Annotated in this window: 15 protein-coding genes and 1 tRNA gene; 4 read left to right on the top strand and 12 right to left on the bottom strand. The window is 42.8% G+C overall.

Translation table 11 applies throughout. The annotated features are described in order from the left end of the window. Positions 1-304 precede the first annotated feature (304 nt). The 5 genes from msrA to F8S12_RS08085 all read right to left on the bottom strand — a co-directional run bounded on the left by msrA (position 305) and on the right by F8S12_RS08085 (position 4,625). Entirely contained in the window at positions 305-982 is a 678-nt protein-coding gene (gene msrA, locus F8S12_RS08065) for a peptide-methionine (S)-S-oxide reductase MsrA (protein ID WP_196515794.1), read from the bottom strand. Positions 983-1,065: 83 nt separating this feature from the next. Further along, positions 1,066-1,740 (bottom strand): response regulator transcription factor, encoded by a 675-nt coding sequence (locus F8S12_RS08070; protein WP_196515795.1) that lies wholly within the window; start codon positions 1,738-1,740, stop codon positions 1,066-1,068. Between the two features lie 88 nt (positions 1,741-1,828). Then, positions 1,829-3,115 carry a phosphoribosylamine--glycine ligase gene (gene purD, locus F8S12_RS08075; RefSeq protein WP_196515796.1) on the bottom strand — a complete coding sequence of 429 codons (1,287 nt, stop codon included), beginning with the start codon at positions 3,113-3,115 and terminating at the stop codon, positions 1,829-1,831. Between the two features lie 208 nt (positions 3,116-3,323). Next, positions 3,324-4,238, bottom strand: coding sequence for a M23 family metallopeptidase (locus tag F8S12_RS08080; RefSeq protein ID WP_196515797.1), 915 nt, complete (start codon positions 4,236-4,238; stop codon positions 3,324-3,326). Between the two features lie 201 nt (positions 4,239-4,439). Beyond that, the gene (locus F8S12_RS08085) at positions 4,440-4,625 is read right to left on the bottom strand and encodes a helix-turn-helix domain-containing protein (RefSeq protein WP_230967881.1); all 186 of its coding nucleotides are present in this window, start codon (positions 4,623-4,625) and stop codon (positions 4,440-4,442) included. Positions 4,626-4,676: 51 nt separating this feature from the next. Here F8S12_RS08085 and tnpA point away from each other — a divergent pair, with 51 nt between their 5' ends. Continuing rightward, entirely contained in the window at positions 4,677-5,075 is a 399-nt protein-coding gene (gene tnpA / locus F8S12_RS08090) for an IS200/IS605 family transposase (RefSeq protein ID WP_196515798.1), read from the top strand. 300 nt (positions 5,076-5,375) lie between these two features. Here the strand turns inward: tnpA and F8S12_RS08095 are convergent. From F8S12_RS08095 to F8S12_RS08110, 4 genes are all read right to left on the bottom strand, one after another. Continuing rightward, positions 5,376-5,446, bottom strand: a tRNA-Gly gene (locus F8S12_RS08095). Between the two features lie 50 nt (positions 5,447-5,496). Next, positions 5,497-6,717 (bottom strand): hypothetical protein, encoded by a 1,221-nt coding sequence (locus F8S12_RS08100; protein ID WP_196515799.1) that lies wholly within the window; start codon positions 6,715-6,717, stop codon positions 5,497-5,499. A 71-nt stretch (positions 6,718-6,788) separates the two neighbouring features. Then, the gene (locus F8S12_RS08105; protein ID WP_196515800.1) at positions 6,789-10,409 is read right to left on the bottom strand and encodes a response regulator; all 3,621 of its coding nucleotides are present in this window, start codon (positions 10,407-10,409) and stop codon (positions 6,789-6,791) included. 154 nt (positions 10,410-10,563) lie between these two features. Continuing rightward, complete coding sequence (locus F8S12_RS08110) at positions 10,564-10,803, bottom strand: hypothetical protein (RefSeq protein ID WP_196515801.1); 240 nt, start codon at positions 10,801-10,803, stop codon at positions 10,564-10,566. Between the two features lie 340 nt (positions 10,804-11,143). On the opposite strand from F8S12_RS08110, the gene F8S12_RS08115 reads away from it, so the two are divergent. Together F8S12_RS08115 and F8S12_RS08120 are read left to right on the top strand one after the other, a co-directional pair. Further along, the gene (locus F8S12_RS08115) at positions 11,144-11,791 is read left to right on the top strand and encodes a GNAT family N-acetyltransferase (RefSeq protein WP_230967882.1); all 648 of its coding nucleotides are present in this window, start codon (positions 11,144-11,146) and stop codon (positions 11,789-11,791) included. Positions 11,792-12,556: 765 nt separating this feature from the next. Next, a complete protein-coding gene (locus F8S12_RS08120) occupies positions 12,557-13,120 on the top strand; it encodes a hypothetical protein (protein WP_196515803.1) in 564 nt (187 codons plus the stop codon). Between the two features lie 8 nt (positions 13,121-13,128). Here the strand turns inward: F8S12_RS08120 and F8S12_RS08125 are convergent, their stop codons facing one another. The 3 genes from F8S12_RS08125 to gor all read right to left on the bottom strand — a co-directional run bounded on the left by F8S12_RS08125 (position 13,129) and on the right by gor (position 16,508). Beyond that, a complete protein-coding gene (locus F8S12_RS08125) occupies positions 13,129-14,274 on the bottom strand; it encodes a histidinol-phosphate transaminase (protein ID WP_196515806.1) in 1,146 nt (381 codons plus the stop codon). 98 nt (positions 14,275-14,372) lie between these two features. Then, positions 14,373-15,041 carry a YqiA/YcfP family alpha/beta fold hydrolase gene (locus tag F8S12_RS08130; RefSeq protein ID WP_196515807.1) on the bottom strand — a complete coding sequence of 223 codons (669 nt, stop codon included), beginning with the start codon at positions 15,039-15,041 and terminating at the stop codon, positions 14,373-14,375. Between the two features lie 90 nt (positions 15,042-15,131). Beyond that, a complete protein-coding gene (gene gor / locus F8S12_RS08135) occupies positions 15,132-16,508 on the bottom strand; it encodes a glutathione-disulfide reductase (protein ID WP_196515804.1) in 1,377 nt (458 codons plus the stop codon). A gap of 341 nt (positions 16,509-16,849) precedes the next feature. Between gor and F8S12_RS08140 the strand changes: the two genes are divergently transcribed. After that, positions 16,850-17,195, top strand: a 346-nt coding sequence (locus F8S12_RS08140; protein WP_196515805.1) for a hypothetical protein, incomplete at its 3' end; no start/stop codon positions are given.

A 17,195-nucleotide genomic window follows, 5' to 3' on the forward strand; every position in this document is an offset into this window, starting at 1 on the left:
AAAATATTTATTTTGAGATGCGTAGCACCTTCGCCTTTGGCGTCTCGTAGAGAGAAATAATGCATCCAAGTTTTCAGAGCCAATAAATTTATTTATGGGGTTTCCCCCTGCCCCTTTTCCTCTTCGCTGACTAAGCTTTTTTAGCAGTTCGTTTTTTCATAATTTTGCGTAATATTATGTCCGGTAAATTACTTGTGATATGTTATTGCGCTGCAACGCAATGACAAGTGTTCAACCGCACATGATATAAGTCCTGCTTTAACTGGATCAGGGGTGATGATAATAGCAAATGTCATAAATCCCCCTAATTCTTGTACATATTAGGGAACTTTACTTGAAGTTTAGCCAGCTTCGGCAAGTCATTCACCACTACATAGGGATTATTCGGATAATGCTCAATGTAGTTCTGATGAAATTCCGCAGCCTGATAAAAACCCTTCAATGGAGCTAGTTCAGTCACAATCTCCTTTTGGAAGACGTGCGCTTTGTTGAGTTGATTAATATAATCTTGCGTAACCCGCTTTTGCTCATCGTTAGCAAAAAAGATGACCGAACGATATTGCTTACCTGAGTCTGGGCCCTGCCGATTCAACTGTGTCGGGTCATGCGCCACCAAAAAGTAAATCTTCAACAGTTGACTATATGATATCTGCGCTGGATCATAGGTAATTTGCACTGATTCAGCGTGATTGGTAAATCCAGAACTAACAAGCGCGTAGTCTGCGGTTTTTGCACCGCCACCAGAAAAGCCGGAAACAACATCAGAAACACCTTTGACATGCTCAAAAACCCCTTCCATTCCCCAGTAGCACCCTCCACCAAAAACCGCCGTCTGTTTTCCTTTGGGTATAGAAGTTGAAATATCGATGGCAGGAGCGGGAAGTATCACACGAGAGGCACCATATAGGAGTACAACAGTAAGCAAAATGATCGACAAGTTGGGTACTAATTGGCGGGAGAAAGTAAAGTTGCGAGTTGACATTGGGTTTGAATTCCTCTAATTATTGAATTGTGCGTAGTCTAAAATTATTTTGTGATCAGCAACTAAATTAATTGTTATTATGATTACTCTCGCAAAGCATATCCCACACCACGCACTGTATGAACTAAACGTTTCTCTTTATTTTCCTCTAGCTTGAGCCGCAGATAACGAATATAAACTTCGATAATATTGGAATCACCCATAAAGTCGTAACCCCAAACTTTTTCAAGAATTTGGTCTCTAGTAAATACCTGACGGGGATGTGAAAGGAGATATTCTAATAAGTCAAATTCTTTTGCTGTTAACTCAATGCGTCGTTTACTCCGAAACACTTCACGAGTGCGGCGGTTTAAGCTTAAGTCTTCAAACTGCAACAAATCCTCATCTGTTTCTTGCGTGCGGCGGAGATGAGCGCGAATTCTAGCTAGCAGTTCCTCAATACTGAAAGGCTTAACTACATAATCATCAGCGCCTGCATCTAATCCTGCCACGCGATCGCTCACTTCATCTTTTGCTGTCAACAAAATTACTGGTACTGTACTGCCTGTTGCTCGTAAACGGCGACAAATTTCCAAACCCGTCAGACCTGGTAACATCCAATCTAAAATCGCTAAATCTGGTGATGAGTCTCGCGCCAAGGTTAAACCAGCGATGCCATCATGAGCTACACTTACTTGATATCCTTCGCTACTAAGTTCTAATTCGACAAATCGCGCCAGTTTGATTTCATCTTCCACCAAAAGGATATGTGCTGTCATATTTTTGCTCCTAAAGCAACTTCTTGCCCTTGTGAAATGAAACAGCCCCGCCAATGGAAAGGGGTTTGCTCCCCCTTGATCTCTTCGTTTACCGCTTCCCGCTCACTACTCTATGACCAATATCTCTACGGTAATATATTCCCTCAAACTGAATACATTTGATTCCAGCATAGGCTTGGGCGATCGCTTGCTCAAAATTTTCTCCGATTCCAGTCACATTTAATACTCGACCCCCATCTGTCACTACTTCTTGTTGCTGGTTCAATTTCGTACCTGCATGGAATACAGTTACACCTGCTTTTTCTGCTTCTCTAATACCAGTAATCACCTGGCCTTTCTCGTATTCTCCCGGATAACCACCTGAGGCTGCAACGACAGTGGCACATACTCCCTCTTTCCAAGCAATGGGCGGCAATTCACTTAATCGCTGCTGTACACAGGCTAAAAGCAATTCTTCTAGGGGTGTTTCTAACAATGGCAAAATCACCTGGGTTTCTGGATCGCCAAAGCGACAGTTAAATTCCAAAACCTTGAAGTCGCCATTGGGTAGAATCATCAACCCAGCATACAGTGTACCTCGGTAGTCAATGCCTTTGGCTCTTAAGGTTGCGATCGCTCTTTCTAATACTTCTGTTTGAATCCGTGCCATCAACTCTGGCGTAGCGATGGGTGCTGGGGCATAGGCTCCCATTCCACCAGTATTTTCCCCCATATCGCCGTCGCCAATCCGCTTATGGTCTTGAGATGGCAGCAAGGATCGAATCGTTAACCCATCCGTTAACGCTAAAATTGATACCTCTTGCCCAATCAAACATTCTTCAATGACGACAAATTCACCAGCACTGCCAAATTGCCCCTGAAAAATTGCATCAACGGCACTCTCTGCCTGTTCAACTGTTTCAGCCATTATTACACCCTTACCAGCCGCCAAGCCATCAGCTTTGACAACAATTGGTGCCCCTGTCGCTCTCACGTAGGATTTTGCTGCTCCTGCCTCTGCAAATACCGCAGTCCGCGCCGTCGCAATCCCTGCTTCTTGCATCAAAGCTTTTGCCCAAGCTTTACTCGCCTCAATTTGCGCTCCCGCTCTTATTGGGCCAAATACCATCAATCCTTTGTCTTGGAGGTAATCTGTAATTCCCTTAGATAGGGGGACTTCTGGCCCAACTATCACCAGAGTTATGCCATGAGCATGAGCATATCGGCTTATGCCCTCAAAATCATCTACTGCCAAGGGCAAGTTCTGGCAACGTTCCATACTTGCTGTGCCCCCATTCCCAGGTACACAGACAACTTGCTCAATTTGCTTAGATTGCAATAGTTTCCATGCCAGAGCGTGTTCGCGCCCCCCATTACCCACAACTAAAACTTTCACTGATTTCCTCGTGCGTCTCTTGCGAAACGAGAATGCCTTAGTGGCTCTCGCTAATCAATTTTTTCATCAATCATTACACTTATGCAAATAATTATATAGATAGAGAGCAACTTGATTAATTAAGGGAGACATAAAACCGTGTAGCATCATTCTCTTACAAACTTCATTCATGCGATCGCGCATCAATATATAATATTATGTGAGTACTTTATTTTGATTTTGTGAAAGTATAAAAACTGTCAGAACGAATCTGACTACCACTTCGCCACACTTCTACGCTTTCAGAAGTGACTAAATAAGAAAAACTCCCATTCTCTGCTCGATATCTGCCTTTGCCAATATTCAAAGCTGGCATCTTTATAGGCTTACTTGTGTCTTGCTTCAACTGCCCAATATAAAATAACCGGCCATTTTCTTCGCAGACTTTTACATGAATGTTTGCAGTCTCGCCTTCAATAATGGTAACTCCATTGCATCTAGTATCAGTGCTGACAGGTATAAAACCTATGCGGATTGGCTGTGAAGGTAAAACTTGCTTTGCTACTGAAGGTGTCGAAACTGGGTGGTTTGGGTTACTGACTTGCTGAATTTTAGAAGCAGAGGTAATACTTACAGTTGAGGATGCCAACAAACGAAGGGGATCAACTGCTATTTGCCCATTTGGATGAACTTCAAAGTGTAGATGAGGTGCTGTACTATTGCCTGTAGATCCCATCTCGGCAATAATTTGACCTGAAATTACTTGTTGACCCTTGCTTACCAACAAACGGCGATTGTGACCATAAACAGTGATACTGCCGTCGAGATGTTTAATAGTTACGGCATTGCCTAATCCCCAATCATCCCAACCTACTTTTACAACTGTACCAGATGCAACAGCAACAATAGGAGTCCCAGATGCCCCTGCAATATCAATTCCTTCGTGTTGATATTTGCGAAAGCCTTGAGAAATAAACCCTTGAGTCGGCCAAATCAAGTTAGAAGCAGAGATAGGAATTTGCCCAATTGAGGAATCCCTTGCTAACTGTGTTAGGGCAGATGTATTTGTACTTAATACGGCGGTTAAGGAGATTAACCCAATTATTCCATAAGTACGGTATCGATAAACGGTAACTTTTTTCATAAGTTGTAAGTTTGTTAAAACAATAATTCAGACACTCTCTGATTATTTGTTGTTTCAAGCTGACTCGAAAAATATCAGGAAATTAAATTTATCTTTGCTATTTTTACCCTAATTAAAAGCAGTAGTCCATAGTTGACATACTCACCGGGCTGAAGCCTGGGTGATTCTTGACGATTAGAAACCTCAGACAACCATTCTCGCTCAACAGTCTTCTTTGCTTGGGTAATTACTAAATGAGTGTAAGTCGTTATTGCTTGGCAGTTTATCTGACTGTTTGCAGATAGCAAGTGCATCATTCCAAACCACACGGACACAACCAAACAACTGAGTTAAACTCTGCTGCTGTTGGTCTGTTGGGTAGAAACGATATTGATATCTGGCTTTCATCACAAGCGCTATAATTGGTCTACAAAGTTATTGTATATTGGTCTACAGAAATTGACAACCACATTTCGCCGAGAAAGGCATAGCGTTACAGACTTAAAGGTTCATTTGGTCTGTATTACAAAGTATCATCGGTCTGTATTCACAAGTGAAGGTATTGATTTGGTTGAAAAATCCTTTCGGGAAGTCGCCGAAAAAATGGGTTTCCAGGTGCTTGAATTTAATGGCGAAGAAAATCACGTTCACGCATTGATTGAGTATCCCCCAAAGTTATCTATTTCTCAAATAGTTAATGCCTTAAAAGGTGTTTCTAGCCGTCGTTATGGACAAGCAGGATATAAAAAACCCCACAAAGAAGCTCTATGGAGTCCTAGTTATTTTGCTATTTCTGTAGGTGGTGCGCCTCTGGAAGTTTTAAAGGAGTATATTAAAAATCAAGAAAAGCCGTCCTAGAAGGACGGGGCTTGTATCCCCATCAATTTCGGTCATCTGAAAAGGTCTGCATACTCAGGTTAGAGATAAGATAGTATTCCGCTAAAGCGATCGCTATAATAATGTCTAAGATAAAGGCAAGCTTGTACCGCAACACCATAAAGGCGAAAACGTGTCACTATAATTGCTTGGGTTGCCTATCCATCAAGATTGATACTTGATCATGAAAGTCATCTACTCCAGAACTTCTGTACTAATAAGCTTAGTATTCTTCAAAAATTAAAACCCCTGAAAAATAGACTTTTCAGAGGTTTTTTTCTAAGCGGGTGGCGGGAATCGAACCCGCATTAATAGCTTGGAAGGCTATAGTTTTGCCACTAAACTACACCCGCGAATTTCCAACTCCATAAATATAACACAGTTTTTGTAAAAATTCAAGTATCTAATTGGAATTGACAGGCTGGATGTTGATGCGTACATACAGATTGCTCCGACCTGGTTTTGTGCCATCGTTGTTTTGAGCGGCAAGAAAGTTTTCTGTTTTGAAAACCTCGTTAAGGACTCGCTCATATGTGCTTTTTTCACTTTGTAGTGTTGCTGGTTCTATTTCTAGAACTACAGCCTGTTGAAAGATGCCATTGTTATCAATTACTAAGCTAGCAAGGATTTTTGCAGGCTGAACTTCGGAATCGCGGGGGAGAAAACTTGAGTTCAATTGTTTTGTATTGCTACCCCTGTATAACGCGATAACGTCGGGTAAACCATCAGAGCGGAATTTTCCAGTTTGTATCAAGTTACTTACTTCATCTCTAGATAAAGCAGTTACTGTTGCTACTGATGCTCCCTCTGTTGAAGCTGGTGGAGTTTCTCTGGTGGGAGTTTGTGGAGTTTCTCTGGTGGGAGTTTGTGGGGTTTCTCTGGTAGGAGTTTGTGGAGTTTCTCTGGTAGGAGTTTGTGGGGTTTCTCTGGTAGGAGTTTGTGGGGTTTCTCTGGTAGGAGTTTGTGGAGTTTCTCTGGTAGGAGTTTGTGGAGTTTCTCTGGTAGGAGTTTGTAGAGTTTCTCTGGTGGGAGTTTGTGGAGTTTCTCTAGTAGGAGTTTGTAGAGTTTCTCTGGTAGGAGTTTGTGGAACTTGTGCTTCTGATGGAATACCTGTTGGTAGTGGTGTTCCCTTTCCCAGTTTGATTTCTTGACGGCGGTTCAAAGGGAAATTACTAACTGGAACTTTAGATGTCGGTGTCGGTGCGGGAACTGTCTGTTGCGGAAAGAGTGGGTTACTAGGTTGAGAGGCGTAATTTCGCGTTTTTGGCTGGAGATTATCAGCAGAATTCGCTGCGCCAAAATTCTGATTTATTGACGTAGTTCGTTCTGTTTGCAATGAACGTGCTGGTACAGACTTTTGAGTTGAAGATAGTGGCTTGGGCGAAACTGTTTTGGTTGTTGATTTTGTTTTGGGAGCAATGTCTATCAATTCAATGGGAACAGCAGATTCACTTTGCTGGGGAAACCAGAGACTCAATGCATTAGATGAGCGCATCAGCCAGAACGCCAGCAAGTGCAGAGAGACTGAACCAATAACGACAGAAATCCACAAACCTGGCGGGTCGGTGTGTCGCCTCCAGATTTTGGCTGGAATTGGAGTTTTGCCTGCAACCGATGGTGTCATATTATATTTTATACTAGATATGATTAGGCACTCATACTCATTGCTAATGCTTTGAAATACCAATCTAAATTTTAGCGATTAACTATTACCTCTGGTGTAACAACAAAGGTCAAAACTGTTTCGTCTACTCCTTTAAGTTCTAACGGACTACCTTTAGTAATTTCTTCTTCCTGCAAATAATCGGCCACAGCAGCAGAAACCAAGATCGTACCGGGAATAGCGGCAGCTTGCAACCTTGCAGCAATATTCACACTTGGGCCAATGGCAGTATAATCAGCACGTAGAGCGCTACCAAACATTCCCACAACAGCTGTACCTTGGTGGATGCCGCACCGGAACTGTACGCTAGTAAGTTTGTCGCCATCGAATACACCTTGGTCTCGCCAGCGCTGGTTCAAGTCAGCCAATGAGTGGTGCATTGCTCTTGCTGTATTGATAGCCCTACGTACCTGTTCATTGGGGGTTAGTTCTTCCGGCGCTCCGTATAAAGCTAAAATAGCATCTCCCATAAATTTATCTACAGTGCCGCCATTGCCAAATACAACCTTGGTCATAACTTCTAAATATTCATTCAGCAACTCTGCTACTCGCCGTGATCTAAGAGTATTTGCTAGCTGTGTAAAACCTACAATGTCACTAAATAAAACTGTAATTAAGCGTGGTTCTGGGCGCAAATCTAACGTTAAATCTCCGGTTGCAGCTTTTTGCACCAATACGGCTGGCAAAAAGCGCTTTAACACCGATTCTGTTAGATAAGTATTTAACTCCAAGATTCGTCGTTCATTTTCCTTCAACGCTAAAAGATTCCGAACTTCTGCCAAAAGTTCCCGGTCATTGAATGGTTTTGCTAAATAAGCATCCGCACCATGTTCCGTACCTTCGATGCGAGTTTCTTCGTCAACTTTTGCTGTCAGCAGAATGATTGGTGTTCCTTTCAACTTTTCTTCATTGCGGATCATCTGAATCATCTCAAGTCCGCTCACCAAGGGCATCATTAAATCAGTAACAATTAAGTTGGGTATAATTTCCTTAGCGATCGCATATCCTTCAAAACCGTTACGGGATGTCTGTACACGATACCCGTTACGGCGGAAAATTTCAGATACATAGGTTCGCAAATCCGGGTTGTCATCTACAACTAAAATTGAGTGCTGAGTCTTAAGTGCTGAGTCTTCAGTATCAATAATGGGGGAGAATTCTCTTGTAATATCTTCAATATTGTCTGTTGTTGGCTCTACCACTTCTAAATCAGCCAATTCTACGCTAGCGCGGCTCGTGTTCAGTTCGATAGGCGTTTCTAGTACTTGCTGTGGGGGTAAATGAGTATTTCCAGTCACCAGCCATAAACTAAAGGTAGTACCTTCGCCATAAACTGATTCCACAGTGACTTGACCACCATGTAATTCTACCAATTCTTTAACTAAAGCCAAACCCAAACCACTGCCTTCATAGGAGCGGTTTGCTGAACCTTCAGCTTGGCGGAAGCGCTCAAATAGATAGGGAATTTGTTCCTCAAGAATGCCAATGCCAGTATCTTGTACTTGCAATATGCAACGATCATGTTCAGATTTGAGTCTGACACTGATCGTGCCACCTTCGGGAGTAAACTTCATGGCATTTGACAGAAGGTTATAAACCACCTTGTCAAATTTTTCCATATCCAAATACACCGTAGAACATTCATCTAACTGGGTGGCGAGATGCAGTCCCTTTTTCTCACAGTAGGGGCGAAAAGACTCGACAATTTGGCTGACAAATTCGACTATATCGCAAGGGCGGAAACTAGGCTGCATTCTCCCAGCATCTAAGCGTTGTAAATCCAGTAGTTGATTTACCAGTCGCAGTAGGCGGCGGGAGTTACGCAGAGCGATCGCACTTTGGGAGTAAGATAATCCCTCACCAGCCGCCACCGCCGATTCCAAAGGCCCTTGAATCAAGGTGATGGGTGTGCGAAACTCATGGGAGATATTTTGGAAAAATTCGGTTTTTTGTTTGTCTAATTCCAATAAGCGTTCAGCTTGTTGGCGAGTTTTTTGATACAGGTATGACTGCTGCACAGCGATCGCTGCTTGGGCTGCTACTGCTTTGGCTAGATCGATATCAGATGACAGCCATCGGCGGACTGTTTTACCTTCATGTAGGGTAATACTACCGATACATTTACCATCAGCCAATAATGGCACAACCATTAGCGATCGCGTTGGCATTTTTAAAGGCAAATCAAAACCCTGCACTTGTGAAAGAGAATTGCTCACATTACCAATTACCACTGGTTCATGTGTCTGGAGCATTTGTTGGAGGATTGGATTTTCCTGTATAGATGCTTGGGAATAGGGAAATCTCTGAGTTGATAAATTATTATTGCTACTTAAGTTTTTGGCTGGGACTGGCAATGCCTGGGTCGGGCTGTGCCTACGCAAATTTTCAGAATGTTGAAAACTGTCATACAAGCCTACACACTGGACAAACTCATCTTCCTCTGTCCACAGAGACAAAACACAGCCATCGACTTGTAAGGCTTGTCCCAGTTGTTGGGTGATAGCCGCAAAAATATCTTGGGGATCTAAGCTAGAGCGAATCGCACTAGTAATCGTATTAATTAGGGCTTCTCGTTTAGCAAGGGCACGTACTTGTTCATAAGCATAAGCTTGAGACAAAGCTAAGGCTGCCTGATCCGCTACCATCAACACTAGCTGCACCTCATCATCTCCCCAGAAGCGGGGCAGAGAACACTGGTGCAGTGCCAGCACTGCCATCAGTTCTTGTTGGCAGATCAATGGCACAACTAAACTAGAACAAATGTTAGCGGCAGCAAAAGCTGCCCCACGTTCACGCAGTTCGGGGGTATTACCATGAATCCGCTCATCATCTATCACATCATGAATCACCTGGATTTCACGGGTTTCCCACACCGTTTGAACCAAAAGAGGCTGAGGGGAAACAAGAGGATAGGGCAACTCAGGGACTCCTTTGGGGCTAGGCGAGAGAGAAGGCATGGAAGACAGAGGAGAAAGACTTACTGTAACTTCCTCTCTGTTCCTCTGCTCCTCTGCACCCCTGCTCCCATGCTCCCCTACTTTTTCAGAAAGAGCCTTCTGATAAATAAATCCTTTATCCGCCAACTGCTCATCTTGGAAGGGACGCAACAGGCAAACATCCACCTCCAACATATGACCAACTGTATCTACAATTGCCTGCAAAATTTGCCGATAGTCTAAGGCGCTGCGAATCGTATTTGTGACGGTATTCAGCAGCGATTCTTGCCGGAGTGTGCGGGTAAGTTCGCGGGTGCGAGCTTTAAGGACATTGTGGGTATCCAAAGCTTGGCGCACCACTGCTTTGAGTTCCTCTGCTTCCCACGGTTTAGTAACATATTTGAATACCTTACCAGCGTTGATTGCTTCCACCAGGTCTTCGACATCGGTGTAGCCAGTTAAAATAATCCGGATAATATCTGGATATTGAGTTGCTGTCAGGCTCAAAAATTCTGTACCGCTCATCATCGGCATCCGCTGATCGGAGATGATCACTGCGACCTCTCCTTCTTGAGCCAGCAGATCAAGTGCTGCAGGGCCAGAGATTGCCCTCAGCACCTTATAGTCGCGATAGAAAGTGCGATAAAGCAAGTCAAGGTTGTCTGGTTCATCATCGACAACCAAAATTTTAGGCTTACTGTTTGCTTGGGATTTCATGCACCGCGTTCCTGCTGCGACGGCAGTCGGATAAAGAATAATCTGATCAGCTAAGGTTTTTTCTAAGTCAGGTAAGAGCAGAGCATTTCGACCAATAATGCTATTTGGCTACATGACTGCTAAGTGGAGGAGCGTTTACTCACAGTAATTTGTCTCAATGGCTTGTGCCGATTACCGTTTGCTTTGGTGCAGTGTAATTGCTCTCATGGTCAGTTTTAGGGTAAGAGAGTCGATGCTTGCTTGCCAAATCTTCTTTCACCTCCAATGAGCAATGTCTGATACTACATACAGCGCTCATAGCTAGCTGAAAAATCCAGATGAAGCTGCATATTAAGTTTTCCCTTCGCAGCAGTTGTACTAACACTTGCAGGTAAAATTTATTTGTGGTAGTCATGGTAGAGTCAGCAATATTAAAACAATAAGATTTAAAGCCAAAGTATACTATTAGACAAGTGCGTTTTTCTAATTTAGCAATCAGAACTATCATTAAGACACATAGTAATGGTTAAAAAGTTGGAAGTTAGAGAATCTTGCAGATTCCTGCTTCAGTAACTGTATAGCCTGTTCCTATGACCTAGTAACCCAGTAATGATTAGTGTAGCGGCAACACCAAAAACATGTTCAGTACTACATCAAGGCTGGTTTTAAACCAGAGTTTGCCGTTGGTGTACTTACTTAACAATTTTGTCAGTGCTGCCTATGGACAGGTTAGTCTAAATAGTGTCTTAGAATATTTGAGAAAATTTTTGTTGAATAAAATCAATACTAAAGTAACCTTGAAATATCGGTTTTTTCACCCATACCACCAACAGCCAATCGACCCAGCTTCCTGCCAATTCCAAATTCGTACGGCTACACCTGCTGATTTGAATGGTGTTGCCCAAATTATTGCTGAAAGTTTTCACTCCCCCAATGGAATGTGGGGATGGGCTTTCCCGTTGCTACGTCTGGGTATTTACGAAGACTTAAGGCATCGGATGGCATCACCTGCGCCCCGTCATGTTTGTTTAGTCGCCCTCGAAGCTACTGGTGTGACTAATAACTTAGTGGGAACTGTAGAACTGGGTGTACGTTACAATGATTCGTGGAGCCAGGTTGGCATGGGTGGTTTTCCTTACTTATCTAATTTAGCAGTTCACCCCAAATATCGCAGGTATGGCGTGGCTTCAGGATTGCTGACTAGCTGTGAAAGAGTTTCTCACGAGTGGGGATTTAAAGACTTATATCTTCATGTTTTGGAAAATAACCATCAAGCAAGACAGCTCTATTTTAAGCTGGGATATCGTGTACATAAAGTCGAATCGAATTGGAATACATTTTTCCTAAAACGCTCTAGCCAGATGTTATTGCACAAGCACCTGAACGCTGAATCTACGATCTGAATTTTTTTTGGCAATTGTAAATTTTGATGTTGCAATCACTTTAAATAAAATCTGTAACCAAGATCGACAATAAAATCAAACTAAATTAAAAATCTTGCTAATACTAGCTAAATAACTTGACAAAAACTAAAAAGGCGAATTTAAAAGCGATTTTATGAAGCTAAGGTATAGCTTTTGCTAATTCTTCTGAGAATATTTGTTTAGAGTTTTTACGGATAACTACGAATTGCATCAAGTTAAGTTGGTACAATAAAATTCAACTATGTAAAGTAAGCTAAAATAGGTTAAAAGCCTCTTCCCTTCTGCCTTGTACCAACGACAAATTTTTACAGCGACCTACTTAATAAAAATGTAATTTTATAAAACTTGACTCAGTTTACAAAATGTAACATTTTGGACTTTTTAGTTTATTATTAACAAATAATTTATTTAAAGTATTTCATATAGATAAATACATAGATTACAATGAAAACACCCCTAAAGTTACGATTAAAAAATCATTAATTCCTCATAATAACTTTGTAATTAAGATATTTATCTTTATAAAAACTTTAAGAAAACACTCCTGTAGTTTGAAGACAAATGTAGTTATATCTCATAAAATATAATCACTCAACTACTGAGCAATGCCTAACTATTTCTATTTTAGTTAAATTAACCTAAAGACTGTTGATAATAAAAGAATTCAAAAACCTGATTTCACATAACAGCTAGTTCCTTTTTGAAGTGCATACTACTACCAAATTCATTAAAAGTTTAAAAAACATGGATAGCGAACAGCGTCGGCGCTATCAGACCTCTATGGTATCAACTTATTATCCTGAAACTAGTTTCCTTGAGTATGTTGTCATGCCAGATGGAACTGAGCAATCGGAAGGCTCGGATATCCTGACACGTTTGCACAGTGGAGAAGTTTTCATCGTCAATAGTCGTAGGCGAAATGGATTAATCCTCTTTAAACGCTACCATGCAGAGTTTGCTGGGCCTGGGGCTGCCGTGGGTGGTGATTATGATTGTGATTGCCAAAGGGTACTGCCTATAGGCAATCTGTCTAATCAGTTTTTATTAACTCCCGAATCTAATGAAGAGCGCCAGAAGGCTTACTTGATTAGGCGACAGTGGATTCGATTGATCAAACAAATTACAGAAAACCCAGTGCCTGGGCAGCGAGTTCAGAAGATTCTCGATCAATTTGAACAATACTTTCCACCGGAAATAGTGGCTCTTCTGCCGGATGTTGCTTTTGCTCTTTTAGTGGGTGTGCTGCCACAAACAGTCGGAATAGTCCGCCGTTTGGGCAGTGACGTGGACAGCAGGTTTAATTGCTGAGTAAATTGCTATGATTTCAAATTTGCCAAAGCAGCTTGTACTCGATTTACGGTGCGGGCGTTTTCTTCAGGAGTCCCTACAGTAATTCGTAATCCTCCGCTAATGTGTCGCACAAGAGTGCCGAGTGTCCTAAGTTTTTGGTGAAAAGTTTTTAACACAGCGTCTTGTAAGTTAAAGCCATTTGGTTGAAGACGCAGGTAAATAAAGTTAGCAGCGCTTGCGGTAATTTGTAGTTCTGGTTGCTGGGATAAAATTTCGATGAGTTTAGCGCGTTCACTCAAGATTTGGGGAATTGACTCCAGCAAGAGTGTGCGGTTTTGCAAAGCAATTAATGCTGCTGCTATGGAAAAGCTGGGGAGATTGTAGGGTAAGCGGACTTTTTCTAAGATGGCGATCGCTTCGGGATGAGCGACGCAATAACCAACGCGGAGAGATGCCAAGCGGAAAGCTTTAGAAAAAGTGCGTAATATTACCCAATTAGTATGTTGTGCTAATTCACCCACTAAGGTATTCTGGCTGAATTCAAAGTAAGCTTCATCAATGACTACCAAAATATGCTCTGGTAAACTTCTTAACCATGCCAGATCTGCCGCAGTTAAGCTATTGCCAGTCGGCGAATTGGGATGCACTACGAAAACTACACGAATGGGGGGATTTTGAGTTTGTTCGATGGCTGACTGTGCGGCGCTGATGTCAATTTCAAAATTTGTTTCATTTCTATCCACCGCTACTACAGGAATACCCAAAGTTTGTGCCAAAATTTTGTACATAGAAAAAGTGGGATTGGCAACTAGAATTGAACCTTCTCCTCCTAGACAGGTGGCGATTAATAAAGAGCGGATTAGTTCATCTGAACCGTTGCCCACAGAAATATTGGCAGCAGTATTGGATAGCGAGAGGGCGGCTGAGTCATTGACGTACTGTGCGATCGCATCCCTAAGTGTTTCATGTCCGCCATCGGGATAACGATTTGTTTCAATTACTTGCTGATACGTCCAGGCTAACTTCTCTTTTAAGTCAAGTGGTAAATCATAGGGGCTTTCATTGGTATCCAGCCGATCAAACTGCACGGGAACAGATCCGGCTGTATCGCTGCTGGGGTGAGGTTTATAAGCGGTGAATTGGGCTAAATCTGACCGGATGAAGGGAAGCATAATTTTAGTCATTAGTTATTGGTCATTAGTCATTAGTAACTAATAAAAGACAAATGACTAATGACATTAGTTATGTGAGAGTTTAATATTTTACAGCTTCAAGGTAATTGGCAAAAGAGGTAAATTGCTTGCCAAATTTCTTCCATAACATCACCCAAGGCGTGGTCGCTGTCGAGTTCGACTAACTCCACCCAAGGACGCGAACGCGCAAAGTCCTGACTGGCTTCAATAGGGATAACTTCATCCTTCTTTCCATGCAAAATCAGGGTGGGAATGGGACGTTGCAAAAGCTCTTCTTGGTATTGAGCCGCATCTGTAACGAAATCGTAACTTAAGGGAAGCGTAGACGCAGAGCGGCTTGTCGTTAGACATTGCCCCTCCCCATAGTGGTAGATCATGATATATTTTTCTTGCTGCCAACGCTGTACTTCTTCATCGCCTAGTTTGGGCAACCAATGGGATAAAAACCCAAAAGCTGGTGCTAGCAGCACGAGACGTTGTACTTGTAAATATTGCTGTCCCAAGTGGGCAGCCGTCAAACCGCCCAAACTAGAGCCAATGAGCGTTACTGGCGTAGAATTATTACTGAATTCTGCGGCAACTTGAGTAATCTGACGAGTGATTGTCAACTGGTAAAAATTGCCAGCATTCAAATCGGGAATTTTGAGCTTTGTTTGAATTTGAGTAAAGCGATCGCTTATATCCCTCGCTTTGGTAGATTTAGGACTAGAAGCAAAGCCGTGTAAGTAGATATACTGACTAAGCATCAAAGTTTTCCCGTTAGGGTCGTCCTTAGTCATTTGTCATTAGTTTTAGACTAAGGACTAAGGACGAAGGACAAATGACAAATGACATAATTACCGCATGGTGACAAATTCTTCGGCTGCGGAGGGATGAATACCAACGGTGGCGTCAAAGTCTTTTTTAGTTGCGCCCATCTTCACAGCGATCGCTACACCTTGAATGATTTCAGCTGCGTGTTCACCCACCATGTGAGCGCCCAGAATTTTATCAGTGTTGCTATCAACCACCAACTTCATCATTGTTTTCTCTTGCTTACCAGTAAAACTGTGGTACATGGGGCGGAAGCGAGTGTGATAAATTGTTACGGCATCACCGAGTTTTTCCCGTGCTTCGACTTCTGTCCAGCCGACTGTTGCGGCTTGTGGGGTGGAAAATATAGCTGTGGGCACAGTCTGATGACTGAATTCGCGGCGGTTATTTCCGAATTCACTATCGGCAAAGGCGCGACCTTCGCCAATAGCTACAGGAGTTAAATTGATTCTGTCAGTGACATCGCCAACAGCAAAAATATTCGGTTGACTAGTTTGACTATATTCATTAACTGCGATCGCATTTGTAGTGCTGTATCCTGGCCCTTCGATAGAGCTGGGGACAAGATCAACCCTAACGTTTTCTAAACCTAGCCCATCTACATTGGGAGTTCGGCCAGTCGCTACTAAAAATACATCAGCAATTACTGGTTCTTGGTCTTCGCTTGATAAAGTCAGTTTAAACCCTTCTGGCACGCGTTGAACTTGTTTTATTACATTATTTTTAATCAACCGAATTCCGTTGTTTGTCATTCCCTCTTCAATTTCTGTACGGATGTCGTCATCAAACCCCTTCAAAATCTTTTCACCTCTGGTAATTTGCGTCACCTCAGAACCTAAACCGCGCATAATACAGGCAAATTCCGTACCGATATAACCAGCGCCAAGAATAACGATGTGTTTCGGTTGTTCTTGTAGATGAAAGATTTCGTTAGAGGTAATGCCATATTCCATCCCAGGTAAATCTGGTTTGACGGGACGCCCGCCAACAGCAATTAAAATTTTGTTTGCTGTAACTTTGCGTCCATCAACTTCCACTGTATGCGGGTCTATTAATGTGGCGCGACTGGAAATTAGTGCCACTCCGGCTTTTTCTAGAAGGCTTATATGTAGTTTCGACAGTCGCCGAACTTCCTTATCTATAGATGTAATGAAATGTTCCCAGTCCAACTCAGGATTACCGACTTTCCAGCCATAGCCTGCGGCATCACTGAACAGTGCAGGAAAGTGAGAGCCGTACACCATGAGTTTCTTGGGAATGCAACCGCGAATCACACAAGTGCCGCCAACTAAATCATATTCAGCGATCGCCACTTTTGCCCCGTAGCTAGCCGCCCGTTTGGAAGCCGCTAAACCTCCAGAACCCGCACCAATTACAAACAGGTCGTAATCAAAAGTCATAAATTTATGTATCTCTTTAGCAACAAGTTAGTTCCTGAGAACTTACACAGAAAATGTGATTGAACTATATAAGGATATCCGGTGAACCCTGTGTAAGTCCTGCCCTTGATTTAATCTAGCGTTAGCAGATGTTCTCTGGTCGTAGGGAATATCACTTTTTGCTTTGGTGAATGCAGAGGCAGTAACTAAAATTATTTGTCATGTTTCTACCTCTGATGCGGGTATAAGTCTATGCTACTGCGTTGGAGCAACTAAGTTCCACAGGACTTACAGAAAATTATGACAAAAGGAACCGCGTTTGGCGATCGCAAAGCTTCTCCTACCCCCATTAGCAGTTTTATGTGCTTGGAGAGCCAGTTGGCGGGGTAACAGGTGTAGTCTCAGTTGCCGGGGTGACAGTTGTAGTCTCAGTTGCCGGGGTGACAGTTGTAGTCTCAGTTGCCGGGGTTACAGGTGTAGTCTCAGTTGCCGGGGTTACAGGTGTAGTCTCAGTTGCCGGGGTTACAGGTGTAGTCTCAGTTGCCGGGGTTACAGGTGTAGTCTCAGTTGCCGGGGTTACAGGTGTAGTCTCAGTTGCCGGGGTTACAGGTGTAGTCTCAGTTGCCGGGGTTACAGGTGTAGTCTCAGTTGGCGGAGTAACAGTTGTAGTCTCAGTTGGCGGGGTGACAGTTGTAGTCTCAGTTGGCG

Origin of the sequence: Nostoc sp. WHI, assembly GCF_015714725.1 — a bacterium.
Taxonomy (GTDB): Bacteria; Cyanobacteriota; Cyanobacteriia; order Cyanobacteriales; family Nostocaceae; genus Nostoc.

Bases quoted from the DNA above. Each gene is read 5' to 3' on its own strand.
- msrA (WP_196515794.1), bottom strand. From the start codon at position 982: ATGTCAACTCGCAACTTTACTTTCTCCCGCCAATTAGTACCCAACTTG.
- F8S12_RS08070 (WP_196515795.1), bottom strand. From the start codon at position 1,740: ATGACAGCACATATCCTTTTGGTGGAAGATGAAATCAAACTGGCGCGA.
- F8S12_RS08080 (WP_196515797.1), bottom strand. From the start codon at position 4,238: ATGAAAAAAGTTACCGTTTATCGATACCGTACTTATGGAATAATTGGG.
- F8S12_RS08085 (WP_230967881.1), bottom strand. From the start codon at position 4,625: ATGAAAGCCAGATATCAATATCGTTTCTACCCAACAGACCAACAGCAG.
- F8S12_RS08100 (WP_196515799.1), bottom strand. From the start codon at position 6,717: ATGACACCATCGGTTGCAGGCAAAACTCCAATTCCAGCCAAAATCTGG.
- F8S12_RS08105 (WP_196515800.1), bottom strand. From the start codon at position 10,409: ATGAAATCCCAAGCAAACAGTAAGCCTAAAATTTTGGTTGTCGATGAT.
- F8S12_RS08110 (WP_196515801.1), bottom strand. From the start codon at position 10,803: ATGACTACCACAAATAAATTTTACCTGCAAGTGTTAGTACAACTGCTG.
- F8S12_RS08120 (WP_196515803.1), top strand. From the start codon at position 12,557: ATGGATAGCGAACAGCGTCGGCGCTATCAGACCTCTATGGTATCAACT.
- F8S12_RS08125 (WP_196515806.1), bottom strand. From the start codon at position 14,274: ATGCTTCCCTTCATCCGGTCAGATTTAGCCCAATTCACCGCTTATAAA.
- F8S12_RS08130 (WP_196515807.1), bottom strand. From the start codon at position 15,041: ATGCTTAGTCAGTATATCTACTTACACGGCTTTGCTTCTAGTCCTAAA.
- gor (WP_196515804.1), bottom strand. From the start codon at position 16,508: ATGACTTTTGATTACGACCTGTTTGTAATTGGTGCGGGTTCTGGAGGT.